Source organism: Nitrospira sp., from assembly GCA_024998565.1.
Lineage (GTDB): Bacteria > Nitrospirota > Nitrospiria > Nitrospirales > Nitrospiraceae > Nitrospira_A.
In genome coordinates, this window is the sequence record JACOEM010000001.1 from 710248 (window position 1) to 727933 (window position 17686).

Genomic DNA, 17686 nt, shown 5'->3' on the forward strand with positions numbered 1-17686 from the left:
TCAGTGCCCTGGAATGCGAACCGGCGGCTGCTCCGCCTCTTCGGGTACATGGATCAGCGATTGATTGGCCAGCAGGATGTAGCCGTACCGTTCGAGCAGAACCGGGTAGTCCATGGTTTCGAACGGCAGCCTGTTTCGAAGCGCTGCCGGGAGGAGAATCATCGTGCGCCCCGGCTGCGACAGATAGGGCTTGATGTTCGTCTCCTCATTTTTCGGCACGACAATGGCTTTCCGCTTCGCATAGAACATCAAGGAGGGGCGTGGTTGCCCGTAGAGGATCAACCGATCGTTGGGCCCGAGATTCACCCCTGCGACCTCGGCGAGTTGCTGGGGCGGTTCGATCACAAAGTGGTGCACCAGCGGGAAGATCAACTGTGTGGTCGCGAGGACGACGAGCGCCAGCGATCCGCCGGCGACCCAGAACACGGCCGGTCGCCTCGTTTCGCTGAATCCGAAATAGGCGATGAGGCCCATGCCCACCAGAAAGATGGAGGCGACGGTATAGGGGCCCGGCCCGAGCGTCACCTGCCCCGCCAGAGGAAATTCATCGATCAGCTTTCCTGCGAACTTGGCATAGAGGGGCGGCAATAACGCAAAGGCCAGCGCCAGGATAGAGCCCACGGCGGTGATGGTGTGGATCGCGGCACGCAGCCCGGGAGTGGCCTGGTCGGTCACGCAGCGGTTCCAGTAGGACGCCGTCAAGATCGCCGCCGCAGGAAACAAGGGGCCGATGTAATGCGGCAACCGGGTCGAGGAGAGGCTGAAAAAGACCAATCCGCCCAGTACCCAGGCAGCGGTGAACCATTCGAGTGCATAGGGCGAGGGCTGGACATCGGCAACTGAGCTCTGAACGGGGGGCAGTGCGCCGGACTGTTTTGCGTCCTTCCAGCTGCGATAGGCCTGGTACCAGGCGAAGGGGAGCAGGCCGCTCCAGGGGAAAAATCCAAGCAGGAACACGGGGAGATAAAAGAGCAACGTGCCGCCGTGCCCTTCCATGGTGCCGAAGAATCGGCCGATCGTGTCGCCCTGCGCCGAGGTCGTATACCGTTGTCCATGGATATTCAGCATCATCAGGTACCAGGGCAACGCCAGCAGCAGAAACAGTACGAGGCCGGGAATGGGAAATCCCTGACGCCAAAAGCGCCCCCAGGAGCGGGTGAGCCACAGGTACAACCCCACGGCCAGCATGGGAATCAGGAAACCGATCGGGCCCTTCGTCAGGGTCGCCAGCGCCATGCCGATGTAGAAGAACCACAGGTAGTGGCGTTCGCGACCTTCCCCGTACAAACCCAGCCAGAATCCATAGAGCGACAAGGTGGTGAAGAAGATCAGCACGCTGTCGGTGAGCGCCATCCGGCTGAGGCCGATGATTTCCAGGTTCAGTAACAGCATGGCCGCGCCGAAGAGGCCCACCACCGGGCCCCGACAGCGCGTCAGAAAGAGATATTGGAGCAGGATCAATCCGACGCCGAAGAGGGCCGACGGGAATCGTGCGGCGAATTCGCTCACCCCGAACAGGTGATACGAGAGGCTCATCAGCCAATAGACGAAGACCGGTTTGGCGAAGCGCGGCTCGTAATTGAAGGTGGGGCTGATGTAGTTGCCCGTTTCGTACATCTCGCGGCCGGCTTCGGCGTTGCGCCCTTCATCTCGATCGGTCAACCCGAGCGCGCCGAGACCAACGAAAAAGAGCACGGCGGCCAGCGCCAGCAAGAGGATGAGCGCCAGCGGCTGGACCGATCGGTCGGCCTGCGCCGGCGTCTGCGAGGACGGGTGCTGTCCGTTCATGTGAAGTTCCATTAGGATTTGGTCGCCGGAGATGCCGTGCCGGACTCGGCTTGGCTGGGACGGTGAATCAGCATGAGGTTGCGAAGATAGACGATACTGCCGATGCTCTGCCCGGCGATGAACACCGGATCCTGCCGATAGATCGCATAGGCCAGCGTAATCAGGCCGCCGATCATACTCATGTACCAGAAAGCGGTCGGCACGCGACTTTCCGCATGGCGCTCGGAGGCGATCCACTGGACAACCCAGCGCATAAAGAAGATCCCCTGCCCCAGGAATCCGATAATCAGCCAGATAGTGTCGAGTGTCATATTCGTGTGGGGGTCGATGCCGACGGTGATGGTGTCGTCGCGGCGGTCCGATATTGGTAGCGCAGGCAACGGTGTTGCATCCATCGCACGGCTACCAGGTCGTAGAGGCCTTTGAAGAGGCGGTTGCCCACGCCGTATTTCGAGGTGCCCCGGGTGCGCGGATAGTGGCGCACTGGCACCTCGGTCACGGTGAACCCATGCATCAAGGCGAGGGCAGGGAAGAACCGGTGCATGCCCTCGAAGAGTTGCATTTTCTCCACCACCGCGCGGCGAAACAGTTTGAGCGAGCAGCCGGTGTCGTGCACGCGATCGCCGGTGACGGCGCTGCGGACGCTGTTGGCAATACGGGAGGAAATCTTGCGCGTCAGGTTGTCGTGGCGATCTTTGCGCCAGCCGCAGACGAGGTCGAAGGCCTTGATATGCGGAAGCAGCGTGGCGATATCCGCCGGATCGTTTTGCAGGTCGCCGTCGATGGTCATCACCAGGTCCCCTGTCGACCGCTTGAATCCGGCATCGAAGGCCGCCGACTGGCCGTAGTTCCGGTCAAAGTGAAACACCTTTACCGTGCGGTATCGGGCGGCCAGACCGTCGAGAACCTCCGAACTGCCGTCCGAACTGCCGTCGTCGATGAAAATCAACTCGAACGGAGCCGACCGTGACTCCTCCCGGCCGTCCAGGACCTTCACGAGCTGTTCTGTCAAGGGCACCAGATTGTCGCGCTCATCCTTAATAGGGATGACTACGGAGGCCCATGGGCGGGTCACAGTCATGGAGCGGGAACAGTTCCTTCACGCAGCGGTTTGTCGGTGTGCACGGCGCCATTCTACAAAACGCATGGAGGGGCGGTCAAACGGTTCCGTCTGATGAGACGTGGATCCGATCACGAGTCGAGTGAGATCCGGCGGTCGACATGGCCGACGAAGTTGGGATCGTTGGACAGGAACACGACCGACCAGGGTTCATCCTTGGCGCAGAGACGGCGAAGCAGCAGCTCCCGCGTGGCCGGCAGCATGTTGTGGAGGGTGCCGTCGAAGATCAGCAGTTGCGGCCGTATCACAATCGCGCGGGCCACGAGGAGCCGCAGGATCTGACTCATGGAGAGGTTGGTTTCCAGGCTGGACACGCGCGTGTTCAGTCCCTGCGGCAGCGCATCGATGTCGTGGTCCAATTCCACAAACCGGAGCGCCCATTGGAGGTCTTGATAGTCGATGGTGGGCCGGCCAAGTGTGATGTTGTCTTCCAGCGTGCCGTCCAGCAGCGTGGGATGGGAATCGAGGACAAGCCCACGGACCGGGCTGATCGAGTCCCGTTTTACTTCGACCAGATTCATCTCGTTGTAGCGGACGAAGCCGGTGGCCGGCGGGTGCAGTCCGGCCAGGATCTTGGCGAGAGCGGTCTTCGTATTGTTCGTGCTGCAGAGGACGGCCACCTTCTCCCCGGGGGCGATATCGAGGGACACGTTCTGAAAGATCGGTGCGCCATCCGGACCGGCATACGAGAGGTTCCGGCACGTCAGACGGATGCCGGACGCTCCGAACTGTGCCGCCGGCACCTCTTCCTTCGCGCCGTCCTCTTCTGTGGGCAGGGAGAACACCGCGGCCATCTCCCGACAGGACACAAAGGTGAAAAACATCGCGACCATCCGCCGGGCCAGCGTATCCATGTTGACCAGCAGGTTGCCGACCAACACCTCGGCGGCGGCGAATTGCCCCACGGTGAGTTGTCCGTCCACCACGAGGAGTCCGGCGGTAATGAGTAGCCCGCTGTGGCCGACGACTTGCCAGAGCGCTGCGGCTTTGTATTGCCTCCCGGTGAGTGTGTCGGACCGGCGCTGTCGAATTCTGGCATAGACGCGTGTCAGTGCATCGGTTCGTTCAAGGAGATAGGGGCTGTCGCCGGCGGCTCGCAGATGGGGGAGATTGTGCGCGATGTTTTGAATCCACCCGAAAATGTCGTAGTGGAGCCGGGACATCTCCAGGGTGATGAAGAAGCCGCCGCGCCCGAAGAGGGTCAACAGTCCCACAAAGCCCAGGATCAGCACCAAAATGTAGAGGAGAAAGAAGGGGTGAAAGAGGATCAGCATGGTCACGCCGATGGTGCCGACTACAGCGACATTAAAGAGATCCGCCACCATGGCCACCAAGGCGCGAGTCAGCAGGTCGGCCTCCATGAACCGATGGGCCTGCGGCGTGGCAAACGTATCGTCGCGAAGGCGGGGGAGGAGTCGCGTAAATCCGATCGCAATGCGGGTGTAGATCCGCTGTTGCAGCGTTTCCACCGCGCGGGCTTGCAGTACACGGAATGCCGCGACCCCGGTGAGGGAACTGGCAACGAACAGCGCCAGCGTAAAGATCATCCGGGGTTCCATCGCGAAGGAAAATGTGCTGACGAGTTCCTGAACGGCGATGGGAACACAGAGCAGGAAGAACCCGATGGCCACCGCATACGAGGCGATGATGCCCAGGATGGATCGCTCCAGCTTCAGCAGGGTGCCCAGGTGCGCGAAGATATCGCGGAGGACCTTGGTCAGCTGATACTGGGGATAGGTCGGGATTGTTGTGGGGCGTTGATTCAAAACAACTCCTACCGCGTTGGGCGCTGGTAGGAGTTATCAGCCGAAGGCGAGGATCGCGACCGGCGGTTCTCGGTGAACTCCATCACCTGGTGGACTGGCTGTAGTAGTGCGAAGTCTAGACCGAGACTCTGTAGTTCGTCAACACATAGCCCGCTTCATGGCCTCATATTCGTTGGCTTGGCGTGAGCTAAGGCGCGAGCTGATCGGTCCATTGTCGGTGGAGTACGACGCCGGCGGAGTTTTTCCGCATCCGGTCAGCGGAGGAAGAGCGACTTGAAAATCAGGGCGGTGCCGGACAAAAAGAGGAATGCGGCGAAGGTGGTGCGGTATCGTTCGGTGCTCATCTTGTTATAGAGCAGCAGTTCGGTAGCCAGGAACATGCTCACGCCTACCGCCATGTAGAGTGCGGTGGTGGAGGTGGCAATGGCAGAAGGACCGAGGGAGACGCCCAACGTGACGAGTTGAAACAGCGCGAATGTGCCGTAGGACACGGCAGTCGTGGCGCGGGTCTGATCTTTGTCGTACTGCTTGCTGTGGATGATCGCTGTCAGCAGCGAGCCACCCAGATTGGTCAGGCCATGCACAACGCCCATCACGATGAAATAGGTGCGTTCATATCGGACCAGCGACTCGATCAACCGATTGAACGGCACATAGATGCTCTTGAGTGCCGCGACAATCAAGAAGAGTCCGACAATGCTGCCGATGTTCAGCTTCAGTTTCGTGACCAATAGGAGGCACAGCACCACGCAGGGAATCGACAGGGTGAGCACGTGCCGGTAGAACGGCGCCTGGATGTGCCGGTAGTCCTTGCTGACTTGCAGCAGGTTGATGGTCAGCGAGATCGGGAGGAGAATGGTCAGGGCGGTGATGAAGTCGTAGCCGAGCACGAGGAGGATCGGGGTCCCGAACAACAGCACTCCCACGCCGAAGAGCGACTGGATGCTGGCCGTCAGGAGGATGGTCGCAAGAATGTCCCACTGCACGGCGATGATGCTCCTCTAGCCCGCATTATTCACGAGCGTTTCTGCTGCAATCGCGGATTCGCAGCTGCGACGAGCCTGTCGGCGGGCGGGCTCGCCGCTCGGTCGGTCGACATCCTGTTCAAGGATGCCTTCCTCCCTCACGGCTCCGCGCGCCCGTCTCGCTGTGCGACTCCGCCATTTCGCGACGAACCGTCATGAATAATGCGGGCTAGGGCTGAACACGTCCACGACCGATAGGCTCTCGACTCGCGGACCGGTATAGCCCAGCGTTGGAGCGGGCGTCAATCAGTCCACAGGCGGGGGCGTAGTTTACCGGCTCCCGAGAGGGGCACCCGAGTCCGACGAGGCGGTGATGGTGAAGCGCATGGTGCCCATCAGGCTCATGTCGTTGATCTGTTCACCGGCATGGATTTCCACTTTATACCGTCCTGGCTTCCAGCCACCACCTTCTGCCGGGAACAGCTTCAGGTAGCCGGTTTGGTCCTCCAAGGCGATGTACATCGCATCGTCAGCGACCACGGTTCGCCTGTCCAGCCCTACCACTTCCTCCGGGTAGCAGCGCCCGAATACTTGAAACGATTGGTAATGCTGATGGAGTTCGAAGACGATGAAAACCGGTTTGGGACCGGCGGGGAATTGTTCGGTCGGTCTGACAGGGACAATTTCATGGGTCCGTTGAAATCCGAGCTCCTCATCAAACCCTTCGGCGAGCACGATATGGCGAAACATGCCTTCGGGCGGGGCGTCGAAGTTATAGGGCTTCGCACTCTCGGTGCGGTTCTGGAAATCCGGAATCGGCACATTGCGGGTGAGCGGAAGATCCTCGGCCCAAAGCAGGGAGCCGGAGAGCAGGAAGATGGGACAGCAGAACCAGAGCAACTGCCTCATTCTGACTTGGTACACTCCGCCTGACCGGCCTGTCAAGGAACGGCTGTGTGCGGGTCTCTGACTGGACCGTCGTTCGGTGAGGCGGAAGTCTGAGCGGCGAGGCGAAGGTAATGAATCGTGCGGGGCGGGTTGCGGGTGAAAATTGCTTCCTGTTAGACTTTCTTCCTTTCTACAGGGGGACAGACATGGAACAGCACCTCATGACGCAGTTAGAGGATCCCGACGCGCTGCCGCAGCCGCTTGGGGAGTATAAGCCGGTCGATTACTGGCAGGCCCATATCAATACCCTGTTCTATCAATTGCGGGGCGACCAGCAACGCAGCTTCTACCAGACTTTCACGTCGGCCGATTACCGATTGGCGCATGCGCTGGCCGCCGACTACTTCGAGCAGGTCACCAAACGCGACAAGAAAGTCGCCACCAATCGTGCGACCTCAAACGGCCCGACTGCGGCGCCGTCCACCGACGCCACTCCTCAAGCACAATTGACGGTCATGGAATGGGGGCCGGGTAACGGGAATCTGGCCGCATGTTTTCTCAGCCATCTGCAGCGTCTCGACAAGGACGGGAGGGTGTATCCACGCGTCCGGTATCTGCTGGTCGATTCTCAAGCCCTCGCGCTGGAGCGGGCGCGTGCGCACCCGGATTTGGCTCCGCATTTGGCGAAGGTGGAGTCGCTATGCGCCGAGGTCGAGAACTTGGCGACTATCGCCGACGGCACCGTCGATCGGATCTTCTGTAACGAACTCTGGAACGAATTGGCGACCAAGCTCATGGTCAAGAAGGGGGGCGAGTTCGAAGAAGAACACCTCCGTCCGAACCTTAATGAGCGTAAGGCGGCGGCCATTGCCGATTGGTCTGGATTTGTTCGCGCCTTTGAGGCCAAAGATATCGAGCGGCTCAAGCAATTTCCGCCCTTCCTGGACGACCTGATCTGGGAGCGCGAATACCACAAGGTGGACTGGAAAGACGTCCCCTTTCGCAAGACGATCAGCGAGTTCATGAAGGCGATCGACGATGAGGTGTTGGTGCCGGTCAATCTCGGCGCGTTTGCGTCCCTGAAGGAAGCGAGACGGGTGTTGGCCCTGGATGCCGTGGGCTTCAGCAGCTTCGATGCCGGGACGGCGGATATGGAAGTCCTCAATGATCCGGACAAGCCCTGCTATGGCCAGTTCGGCGGCCAGTACAGCTTCATGGTGAACCTGGCCCTGATTCAGGCCGTGGCCAAGCATCTGGGGCTGAACGCGGTCGCGATTGAAACGCAGCGCGAGTTCGTCGGGAGCCGGTTGGGGACGAATGTGATGACGCTGATGGACCTGCTGGCCTGCCATCCGATGGTCGGCTCAAAGGTGCAGCCCTGGGAGCTGGATCGCCTCACGGTCAAGACCATCCGCACGCTGAACGAGACCTATGAGAGTCCCTATCAACGCAAGATCGAGTTCCCGTTGCGCAGTGAGATGCCGGCTGAGGAGCGCGACGCGGCGCAGGGTATTCTGCTCTCGCTCAAACCGAACGGGATTCCCGATACGATCGCCTATGTCTCCGAAGAAGAATTGAGCCAGGCACAACCGGAGCTGGAGCATCTGGGCTATGAACGCGAGGCGGTGTTGATGGCGCTCGGGGCGCCTCCGAGTCCTGTCGAGTACTATCACTTTGCCTGTCGGCCGTAAGCTGTGCTGGGTCGTGCGGCAGAAGAGGCCCACCAGGTGATGTCTGTAGGAGAAAGAGCTTGACTAATTAATTCCATTTCTATAGCCTTTCCCGCGATTTCGAAGAGAAGACCCGTCTCCGTGCATCGCAAACATTCAAGCGGGATGGGGTCACGCAGACAGATCATCTGAGACGACGTTCTTCACGATACGGTTTAACGGTCGCGAGTGTGTGAATACACGTCGTGCGAATAATCGCACAGCTGTAACAAGGAGCATACAGTACCATGTTTGGTTCGTTTGGCTGGATGGAGCTGTTGCTGATTCTCATCATCGTCCTGATCATCTTCGGTGCGGGGAAAATTCCCCAGCTCGGTGAAGGATTAGGTAAAGCAATCAAAGGGTTCAAGAAATCGGTTCACGAAGCGGATGCCATTGACGTGACGGCCACCGAGGCGGAACCCGCCCCGGCCCAGCCGTCGGCACAGATCCAGCAAACCGGACAGCCGGCCACACCGCCGCCTGCGCAGCAGGCCGGTGCGGCTCCACCGCCACGGACGACGCAGGGGTAACTTGCGAAACTGAGGATGCAGACCGAATGACGGCGATGTGACCTCGGAGTCCCGCCGCCCGGTCTTCAGTACACCCCCCTCAGTATGGAACACCATGTTCGGTCTTGGCGCTGGTGAAATTCTCATAATCCTGGTCATTGCGTTCCTGCTCTTCGGGCCCAAGCAGTTGCCTGAGATCGGGCGTCAGGTAGGCAAGGCCGTGAAAGGATTTAAAGAAACGGCGGACGATCTAAAGAAGACGGTTGAGCCGGAGCTCAACATGATTCAGCAGGAAATGAAAATGGTGGAGCAGGATTTTGAGTCGTCGATGAAGGAAGCGGAAGAACAGATTAACCACGCAACATCGGGCGTAGAGCACGGGGCAGAGGAATCGGGTTTGCCCAAGCAGGCCTAATACCATTTCATATCCGCTCTACGGCTGTGAAGGGAGGTGACCACAGCAACAATACAAGACCTTACGGTGTGAGGAGCTCGCTTCAGGATTGAAGCGAGGATCGGGGCCGAATGGTGGGCACCATTCAGGTTCGAGCGTCCCGACATCACACACAAAGTGGGCTTTGTAGTGCAATAGCGGTTGGATGTATAGGCGGCACCCGGCGTGAGTGGGTACACAACGGGTTGCCATCCAATTCACAGGAGGAACGCTATGAAACGCATCCATGGACGGACCAGATGGGGCCGATTGGCTGCCATCTTCGGCGCTGCGGCAGTGACGGCTCTGCAGTGTCTGACAGTCCCGGCTTTTGCCGGATTCGAACTTCCCCCGGGCGAACGTATCACCAATCTTCCAGCCATTCCTCGAGCGATGCCGCAAAAAGAAGCGTACGAACTGTACGATCCGGTCATCGGTCGGAACTTCGATATCAAGAATCTCTGGATGCGCGCCGATCTTCGGGTGCGGCCGGAAATGCGAAACAATGCCTGCTTCGGCTTGGCTCAAGGAACCGGCGGAACATGTAACTCGTTCGGAACCCGCGGTACCGCTGCCGGCGGCGGCAACAAGGGCAACGACATGTTCGTGCAGCAGTGGATGCGTTTGGGTATCGGGTATGACCTCTCCCCGGACGTGAACTTCTATGTGGAAATCATCGACTCGGCGAACTGGGGCAGCAACGGCAGCGCCGTGAACGCGGGGAACGGCGGCGATCCGTTGAACCATAATGGTGCATCTGCGAGTGGCGCCGGAAACGGTGGCCGCCTGGGAGTCCGTGCCGCCTACATGTTGGTCAGGAATCTGGCCGACATCCAGGGTTTGAGCATGAAGGTCGGTCGCCAATACATCGTATTCGGCAACCATTCATTGTTCGGCCACTTCGATTGGGCCAACACCGGCTATTCGCATGACGGTGTGATGTTCGCGTACCAGACCAAGAATTGGGACAGCTACTTCGGCTGGTTCCGTAATTCAGAAAGCGATCTTGGCCAGGCTTCCCCGGTCGGGAGCGGGGCGGCGAACATCGCCGGCAGCGGAGCGCAGGATGCGCAGCGTGATGCCGACATGTTCATTTTCTACAACCAGATCAAGTTAGTGCCCGGAATGGTGATCGAGCCGTTCTACGTCTTGTACCAGAATCGCTATGGGTCAGCGGATAACGCGACGCAGGGACTTGGTACTGCCAAGCACTCGAACCAGACCCGGCACATGATCGGAAACCGGATCGAAATGCGCAAGGGCGGATTCGATTTCAGCAACGAAATCGCCTATCAATTCGGTCAAATGGGCCAGGCTGGGGCTTGCGTGGGCGAACAGAAGTGTTTGCACATCAATGCCTGGGCAACCAGAAACTGGATCGGCTACACGTTCTATGACACGGCGTGGAAGACCCGTATCGCATTCAACCTCGATTACGCCTCTGGCGACAGCCGGAACAACACTTGCGGCGCGACGGCTGGTTCTTGTAAGACAGCGAATACCTTTGAAAACTTCTTCCCGACGAACCACATCCACATGGGCTACATGGATGTGCAAGCGTGGAAGAACATGCTGTCACCGTCTGTCAACTTGCAGGCTCGTCCTACGGCACGTGACCATATCGAATTGTGGTACACGAACCTGAACCTCGCCAACTCCAAGGATTGTTGGTATCGAGCCGCTCAGGGTTGCTACGTCTTCTCGAACGCCAACAATACCAAGACGCACATCGGCGACGAAATCGACGTCAGCTACACCAGAATGTTTGCCGACGGCAAGGTCGCGTTGCAGACCACCTACGGCACGATTTTCAGCGGCGGCTATTTGACCAGCACCTTGAACCAGACGCAAAATCAGCACTGGGCCTATATGTCGCTCTGGATGAACTTCTAGGAAGAAGCGATCAGCTTACAGCTTTCAGCTGACAGCGTCCTTGCTGATCGCTGATGGCTTTAGTCAAAGGAGATCATGATGAAAAAACTCATGTTCGTAACGCTGGGCATCGCAGCGTTGGCGATCGGCAGCCAGCCGGTCACCGCGCAGGCTCAGGTCGCGGATGCGATTCAGGCAGTGAACGATGCCATCGTCGAGTTGACCGATGCGCCGGGCCTCGGCAAGCGCACGACCGTCGACTTGGCAAAGCGATGGGGAGCCGACCGGTCCGTCATCGACAGTGCTACGGCAAAACTGCAGGACGGTCTGAGCAAGGCTCAGTCAGGTGGAGCCGGGGCCGACGCCATGCGTCAGTTGAAGCTGGCGGTGGATTACGGCAAGGCTCGTATGCATAAGGAAGCCCGGTTGTCCGCACAGGGCGCTCTGCGGCATCTGTGTGTGGCGAACCAGGATCAAGGTCCCGGATGCGACACGGTGCCGAAGTTCGGCAGCTACACCGCGCCGTAGAGTGAGTCGACCGACATAAGGCGAGGCGTGAGGGAGATCCCCTGCCTGTCTCGAACCGTGAAGCCCCGCCGGGTGATCCCCGGCGGGGCTTCTTTTTTCCTGCATGGGTGGCGCAACAGGTTATGGTGAGAGCGCCGGCTTGCCCGCAGTCAGTCGATCGCCTTATACTCGGCGCACTCGTCATCATCATCACCGTTCGTGCGTTTCTTTCCTCACCGTGGACGATCTGAGCACACAGCTGAGTCGGACCTTCGGGTTTTCGGCCTTCCGCGCAGGTCAGCGCGAAGTCATGGAAGCCGTGCTGGCTCGTCGCGATGCCATGGCGGTCATGCCGACCGGCCAGGGCAAGTCGCTCTGTTACCAGCTTCCCGCCACCCTGTTGCCAGGGGTGACCTTGGTGATTTCTCCGCTCATCGCGCTAATGCAGGATCAAGTCACTAGTTTGAAGGCGCGGGGGATTGCCGCGGCGGCGTTCCACTCCGGGCTTTCCGAGCAGGAGCGGGATCGAGTGGTATTGGATCTCAAACTGCGCCGGTTACAGTTGCTCTATCTCGCTCCGGAGCGGATGCAGCACGAGCGGTTTCTCAGGTTGCTCCGCTCGCTGTGGGTGTCGTTACTCGTCGTCGACGAAGCGCATTGCATTTCCCAGTGGGGGCATGATTTCCGCCCGGACTATCTGAACATCGGCCGGTTGCGCCGGGAACTCGAGAACCCCCCTTGCCTGGCCTTGACGGCCACGGCGACCGCGCGTGTGCAGGCAGACTTGTGCGATCGATTGTCGCTTCAGGACCCGCTTCGCCTGGTGACCGGCTTTCGACGCTCTAACCTCGCGCTGTCTGTCCGCCTCTGCCGGTCCCGCCAGGAAAAGCTCGCGACATTGGATCGTGTGGTGCGTGAATACGAAACGGGCACCATTCTGGTCTATTGCGCCACACGCCGGGCGGTGGAGGAGGTGGCGGCCTGTTTGGGGCAGTCGCAGGCGTCCGTCGGGTATTATCACGCCGGCTTGTCGGATGAAGAGCGGCGGAAGGTGCATGACCAATTTCGGGCGGGAGCGGTGAGGATCTTGGCGGCGACCAATGCGTTCGGCATGGGGATCGATAAGGCTGATGTTCGACTGGTGGTGCATTTCGATATTCCGGGAAGCCTGGAGGCCTACTATCAGGAAGTGGGCCGGGCGGGGCGCGATGGCCGACCTGCCGCCTGTCTGCTGCTGTTTCATGAACGGGATGTGGCCACCCAGGAATACTTCATTCAGCAAGCGTCGAAAGAATCCGGCAGCTCGGCACGCGCCGATCGCATGAGGACATTGCTTCAGGACTTGCTGGACTACGTGTCGGTGTCGACGTGCCGGCAACTCGCCATTCTCGACTACTTCAGTGACGAGGCCGAACGGGCCCTGGGGCCCTGCGGGCTGTGTGATCGTTGCGTGACAACACCCCGGCTCAGTGGGGATGTCGTCGGGGATGAGGCTGCCTGCGCGAAGGCGGTGCTGGCGGCGGTCTCCTGGTGTACGGGTCGATTTGGTGTGAGCCGCATCGTCGATATGCTCCGCGGGAGTCGATCGAAGGCGCTGCTCACCTATGGGGCCGAAGAATGTCCGGGGTATGGGGGCTATCACGCATGGTCAAAGACAGCGTTGACTCGGCTCGTGAAGGCCCTCATCGAGGCGGGCTATCTGCAGGTCGAGGGACTGGAGTATCCCACGCTCGACCTCACGCGTAAGGGACAGGAGGCTTTGAAGGGAATCGCTCCTCTACTCTTGTGCGAGCAGGCTGAAGCTCCGGCAGCGTCGTCGCTGAAACCTCAAGGGAGTGGGCGAGACCACGCGATGGCGCCTCTGCATACCACCGTAGTGGATACGCAGCTCTTTGAACGACTTCGCCAGCTGCGGCGGGAGTTAGCCGAGGAAGAAGGGGTCGCGCCCTTTGTTATTTTTCACGACAAGACCCTTCGGAATATCGCCGGATACAAACCCGTGACGCTTGCCGCCCTGCTGGAGATTCCCGGGATCGGCGAGGTCAAGGTGGAGCGGTATGGCCGCCGAGTGCTCGGTGTGGTGAACGAGGTGTGTGACTAGGCTGTGCTGTTCCTATTGTCCGACCACCCCTTCTTCTTTCGCGTATTTGTAAAAATGATCAGGAAGGCGGTCCACGATTACCGTCTCAAGTTCCCGGCCTTTCGAAACTGCTCTTGCAGTTCAGCATACGTGGTCGTCACCGGAAATTGAGGGAACTCCTTCGGGAGATGGTCGGGCGGGCGGAAAAAGAATCCGGCGTGAGCCTCTCCCAGCATGGCGGTGTCGTTGTAGGCGTCCCCTGCCGCCATGACACGAAAATTCAGATTCTTCAACGCGGCCACCGCATGTTTTTTCTGGTTCGGCTGGCGGAGTTTATAGTTGACGATCTTGCCGGTCGGCCCAACCTCCAGTTGATTGCAGAAAATCGTCGGATATCCGAGCTGCCGCATCAAGGGAAGTGCGAATTCATAAAACGTATCCGACAGAATGATGACCTGTGTCCGTTCCCGCAGCCAGGCAATGAATTCGGCTGCGCCTTCCATCGGTCCCATGGCGTCGATCACGGATTGAATGTCTGCCAGGGTCAGGCCATGTTGATCCAGGATGCTCAAGCGGCGTGTCATCAGGGCATCGTAATCCGGCATCTCGCGGGTAGTGATCTTGAGCTCTTCGATGCCGGTCTTGATGGCAAAGTTCACCCAAATCTCAGGCACCAGTACGCCCTCAAGGTCCAGACACACAATTACGGGGTTCTGCATTCATCCTCCTGCGGGAATTGATGGGTGGTGAAAAATGTGCTTTTCGGTAAGGTAGTGATAGGGACCAACCAGCGGTCTGCCCTATCACGCGTTACTACGACGGGCCTTTTCTTGACTGAGATACCGCCAGATTTTGTCCATCGCTTTCTCAAATAGTTCCGTGCCGGCCCATTGGTTGGTCTGCTCCTCCTTATGCCGTCTGGCCCAATCGACGGCCAGCGGGAGCGGGATCAGCCTGGGCGCCGTCCCGCTCAGGTCAGCCCAGAGCAGGCTCAGAGCCGTACTGAGACGAACGGCAACGGGAACCGGCTGGACGGTCTGCTTGGTCATCTCCTGACATTCTGTGGCCGGTGAGGTGACAGCAAGCTCCCGGCAGGCTGCAGGCCGATCGGCGTAAATGCTACAGGTTTCGTTGTCGAGAAAGGGGCAGGGCATACGAAGCGCGTAGTAGGCCCGGTTCAACGGCTCGATGGCCTCGTCATTCAACGGCTCGGAAGAATCGGCCAGCGAAGAGAGTTGCTTCAGGATGCCGGCGCGAGCCAGTTGTTGCTGGGCCAGGTCGAGTTTGGCCAGCAGGCGATTCCGTTCATTCTGGTCCAGTTGGTCGATGGCGTTGGTGAGAGCAAAGGCTTCCGGCACCGAAATCGGTACGAGCATCCGGCAGCAGGCGGCGCAGCCCTTTTCGCACGAAATCCTCTGGCCGGCTTCGAGCAATCGGCGTTGTTCCAGCACCTGGGCTTCTTCTCCGAGACTGCGCATGAGTGGGAGAATCGCGGTGATCGGTACGAAGCCTGTCGGCACGCCTACGGCAGTGCTGATTGCTCCGCTTGGAGTCTGCAGAGAGATTTCAAAGTGTTCAACGGCAGTGTGGTTACTCACGAATACCCATCTTGGAGTCCGAACGGGAGCCACTTGCGTGATGGCATTCGAGCCATGCTGCGCAGCCGCTATCATAGAGAACCTCAGAATCAGGGGTCAACCAACGCCTCTTCGCCCTGAGTCTTGCCCCGGGAGGACCGTTGCGGCTACTCTGTCGTCGATGCGCTTGTCCGGCCATATCATTGGATTGCTGAAAGAATACATGCGGGATCTTGTCGAGCAAGCGCGGCAGGAGTCGCAGGCTCAGGAGGCCTTCGGCTTCTCGGCACCTCCCTACCAGCCGGATCATGCCATTGCCGACTTATTGGCTATTCTAGATGACCGCATCGAGTCGGAAGGGGTGCAAGTCGGGCTGCCCAGTGAGTTTTTGCATGAGATGTGGCGGCGCTGCAACGAAGCGCGCAGTGAGATCGCCGATCGTGTGTGGCTCGAGAGCAATCTCGGTCCGTCCGGTCTTTCCAAGGCTCGTGTTCGTGAGCTGACCTATGCGGCCATCATCGATCAACTCGAGGCGAGCGCCTCCGACGAATAGTGCACTGGGTGATCTGTCTGCTTGGACGGTAGCGAGTTCCATGTTTCTAATCCCTTCCGACAAGCCGATAAAAGAAGATGCCCACCACTTCCTCAATCGCGTCGGTCGTCATGGAAAGGGCTTTAGAATTGGGGAGGAGGTCGAACAGGGTGAAGTGTTCCCATGCCTGCACGGGGCTATGTCGTGCCTTGTACCCGCAAGGAGCCGGGGTAACGGATAACCCTTGTTTAACGAAGAACTCCATTGCGCGAGGCATGTGATAGGCGTCAGTGACCAGGAGAACCCGGCTGTTTCCCAGAAGCGTGCGCGTATGGATGGCGTTTTCGTAGGTGGTTCTGGATCGATCTTCCAAAAGAATGGCCGATTCCGGGACCCCGAGTTCTATGGCCAATCGTTTCATTTCGTGGGACTCCAGCAGGCCGGTTCGGCGGACGGTCGCGTCGCCTCCTGACAGGAGTATCTTCTTGGCCAGGCCCGCCCGCCAGTAGGTGGTTCCACAGACCGTGCGCTGGCGAGACGCATCCATGAGTTCATCGACCGGCCGGAGAGAGCCCTTCGGCAGGATGCCTCCTGCCAGCACCACGATGGCATCAAATCTCACGGAGGATTCTGCCTGAAAAGGAGGATATCGCCCTTCCAGCATGGCCATATAGCTATTCGAAAGCAGCGGTGTCGCAGTCAGCAGGACGAGCAACGCCGTGCTGAGAGTCAACCGTCTGAGCCATGCTGTGCGTCTTGGGGTGACCGGCAGGAAGGTGGTTACGAATGTGAGCACTGCGGCCATGGCAATCCAAGACAGTGGATAGATTGCGAACTTGGCGAGCTTGTACACTCCGAACCATGCAGGGCTAAGATCCACCTTGCGCCTCTTTAGCAAACAGCAGCCGCAGCATACACTGAGGGCGTACAGACACCAAGTGTTGAGGAGGATTCGATGGCAGACGGACGGCACTATTGGTTGATGAAATCCGAACCCGAGGTCTTTTCAATCGATGATCTTGCTGGGTCACCGAAGGGAACGACTTCGTGGGATGGCGTACGGAACTATCAGGCGCGTAACTTTATGCGGGCAATGAAAATCGGGGATCAGGTCCTCTTTTACCACAGCAATGCCAATCCGCCCGCGGTGGCGGGAGTCGCGGAAGTGGTGAAAACGGCTTACCCCGATGCCACGCAGTTCGACAAGCGGGATGCGCACTACGATCCGGCCAGCAGACCGGATCAGCCGCGCTGGGATATGGTCGATATCCGGTTTATTCGCAAATTCGTCGCACCGCTGTCGTTGGATCTACTGCGTGCACAGGTTGGCCTCAAGGGAATGGAATTGCTTCGAAAGGGATCGCGACTATCGGTTCAGCCGGTGCGGGCGGCTGAGTGGAATGAAGTTATCAGGCTGGCAGAGGTACAGGAAGGCAGCTAGGAAGGTCCGGGAAGAACTGGATTCCGGACGACAGGTGTCCTCGGTTCAGAACAGGTCAGCTACGAGCCTTTCCATCATCCAGATATCGATGTTGCCAGTCGAGCCAGGCATGCCCCAGTTCGTGGGCGAGAATGTATCTACGCCTTGTGACGGGCAGGCGTTTGCGGATATAGATGGTTTTAGCTTCATTATCCCAAATCCCATCCGCATTCGAATCCTGCCGGTCCATCTCGGAGTCTGTAACCTGCCTGATCATGATGTGGTAGCCGAACGGAAGGATGACTTTGTTTGGTATTCGCACCATGCCCCTCACGGTCGTATCAAATAGGTGGCCTCAGCCAGAAATTCCTGCTCCGGAATAGCCTAACATATTTCCCCGTTCCTCTTCCTGCCAAAATATTATTTATTATCAGTGACTTGCGAGATATTGCCGCTTCATCGCTGTATTGCGGCTCGGTGGTAGTTGCGCAATTTTCGATGGCGATGAGACGGCGCT

18 protein-coding genes are annotated in these 17686 nt (G+C 58.9%); 8 read left to right on the forward strand and 10 right to left on the reverse strand.

Annotation, left to right across the window (positions count from 1 at the left end; all coding sequences use genetic code 11):
• From H8K11_03620 to H8K11_03645, 6 genes are all read right to left on the reverse strand, one after another.
• Nucleotides 1-1788, reverse strand: a complete 1788-nt coding sequence (locus H8K11_03620) for a glycosyltransferase family 39 protein (protein ID MCS6262821.1) — start codon at nt 1786-1788, stop codon at nt 1-3.
• Nucleotides 1789-1799: 11 nt separating this feature from the next.
• Nucleotides 1800-2099, reverse strand: a complete 300-nt coding sequence (locus tag H8K11_03625; GenBank protein ID MCS6262822.1) for a lipid-A-disaccharide synthase N-terminal domain-containing protein — start codon at nt 2097-2099, stop codon at nt 1800-1802.
• The gene (locus tag H8K11_03630) at nt 2096-2869 is read right to left on the reverse strand and encodes a glycosyltransferase family 2 protein (GenBank protein ID MCS6262823.1); all 774 of its coding nucleotides are present in this window, start codon (nt 2867-2869) and stop codon (nt 2096-2098) included. Before H8K11_03630 ends, H8K11_03625 begins: the two co-directional genes overlap by 4 nt.
• 110 nt (nt 2870-2979) lie before the next feature.
• Nucleotides 2980-4674, reverse strand: a complete 1695-nt coding sequence (locus tag H8K11_03635; GenBank protein MCS6262824.1) for an ABC transporter ATP-binding protein — start codon at nt 4672-4674, stop codon at nt 2980-2982.
• 254 nt (nt 4675-4928) lie between these two features.
• The gene (locus tag H8K11_03640) at nt 4929-5660 is read right to left on the reverse strand and encodes a hypothetical protein (protein ID MCS6262825.1); all 732 of its coding nucleotides are present in this window, start codon (nt 5658-5660) and stop codon (nt 4929-4931) included.
• Nucleotides 5661-5969: 309 nt separating this feature from the next.
• On the reverse strand, nt 5970-6548 hold the full coding sequence (locus H8K11_03645; GenBank protein MCS6262826.1) for a hypothetical protein: 579 nt from the start codon (nt 6546-6548) through the stop codon (nt 5970-5972).
• Between the two features lie 185 nt (nt 6549-6733).
• Here H8K11_03645 and H8K11_03650 point away from each other — a divergent pair, with 185 nt between their 5' ends.
• From H8K11_03650 to H8K11_03675, 6 genes are all read left to right on the forward strand, one after another.
• Complete coding sequence (locus H8K11_03650) at nt 6734-8218, forward strand: SAM-dependent methyltransferase (GenBank protein ID MCS6262827.1); 1485 nt, start codon at nt 6734-6736, stop codon at nt 8216-8218.
• A 266-nt stretch (nt 8219-8484) separates the two neighbouring features.
• A complete protein-coding gene (gene tatA, locus H8K11_03655; protein ID MCS6262828.1) occupies nt 8485-8769 on the forward strand; it encodes a twin-arginine translocase TatA/TatE family subunit in 285 nt (94 codons plus the stop codon).
• A 94-nt stretch (nt 8770-8863) separates the two neighbouring features.
• On the forward strand, nt 8864-9163 hold the full coding sequence (locus tag H8K11_03660; GenBank protein ID MCS6262829.1) for a twin-arginine translocase TatA/TatE family subunit: 300 nt from the start codon (nt 8864-8866) through the stop codon (nt 9161-9163).
• 252 nt (nt 9164-9415) lie between these two features.
• Nucleotides 9416-11074 carry an alginate export family protein gene (locus tag H8K11_03665; protein MCS6262830.1) on the forward strand — a complete coding sequence of 553 codons (1659 nt, stop codon included), beginning with the start codon at nt 9416-9418 and terminating at the stop codon, nt 11072-11074.
• 75 nt (nt 11075-11149) lie between these two features.
• Complete coding sequence (locus H8K11_03670; GenBank protein MCS6262831.1) at nt 11150-11581, forward strand: hypothetical protein; 432 nt, start codon at nt 11150-11152, stop codon at nt 11579-11581.
• A 217-nt stretch (nt 11582-11798) separates the two neighbouring features.
• The gene (locus H8K11_03675; GenBank protein ID MCS6262832.1) at nt 11799-13661 is read left to right on the forward strand and encodes an ATP-dependent DNA helicase RecQ; all 1863 of its coding nucleotides are present in this window, start codon (nt 11799-11801) and stop codon (nt 13659-13661) included.
• Nucleotides 13662-13738: 77 nt separating this feature from the next.
• On the opposite strand, the gene thrH is transcribed toward H8K11_03675, so the two are convergent.
• Both thrH and H8K11_03685 read right to left on the reverse strand, forming a co-directional pair.
• Nucleotides 13739-14359, reverse strand: coding sequence for a bifunctional phosphoserine phosphatase/homoserine phosphotransferase ThrH (gene thrH / locus H8K11_03680; GenBank protein ID MCS6262833.1), 621 nt, complete (start codon nt 14357-14359; stop codon nt 13739-13741).
• A gap of 84 nt (nt 14360-14443) precedes the next feature.
• On the reverse strand, nt 14444-15238 hold the full coding sequence (locus H8K11_03685) for a YkgJ family cysteine cluster protein (protein ID MCS6262834.1): 795 nt from the start codon (nt 15236-15238) through the stop codon (nt 14444-14446).
• Nucleotides 15239-15398: 160 nt separating this feature from the next.
• On the opposite strand from H8K11_03685, the gene H8K11_03690 reads away from it, so the two are divergent.
• The gene (locus H8K11_03690) at nt 15399-15770 is read left to right on the forward strand and encodes a hypothetical protein (GenBank protein ID MCS6262835.1); all 372 of its coding nucleotides are present in this window, start codon (nt 15399-15401) and stop codon (nt 15768-15770) included.
• A gap of 46 nt (nt 15771-15816) precedes the next feature.
• On the opposite strand, the gene H8K11_03695 is transcribed toward H8K11_03690, so the two are convergent.
• A complete protein-coding gene (locus tag H8K11_03695; GenBank protein MCS6262836.1) occupies nt 15817-16554 on the reverse strand; it encodes a YdcF family protein in 738 nt (245 codons plus the stop codon).
• 150 nt (nt 16555-16704) lie between these two features.
• On the opposite strand from H8K11_03695, the gene H8K11_03700 reads away from it, so the two are divergent.
• The gene (locus H8K11_03700) at nt 16705-17190 is read left to right on the forward strand and encodes an EVE domain-containing protein (GenBank protein ID MCS6262837.1); all 486 of its coding nucleotides are present in this window, start codon (nt 16705-16707) and stop codon (nt 17188-17190) included.
• Nucleotides 17191-17245: 55 nt separating this feature from the next.
• Here H8K11_03700 and H8K11_03705 read toward each other — a convergent pair whose 3' ends face one another.
• On the reverse strand, nt 17246-17494 hold the full coding sequence (locus H8K11_03705; GenBank protein MCS6262838.1) for an ImmA/IrrE family metallo-endopeptidase: 249 nt from the start codon (nt 17492-17494) through the stop codon (nt 17246-17248).
• Between the last annotated feature and the right edge of the window lie 192 nt (nt 17495-17686).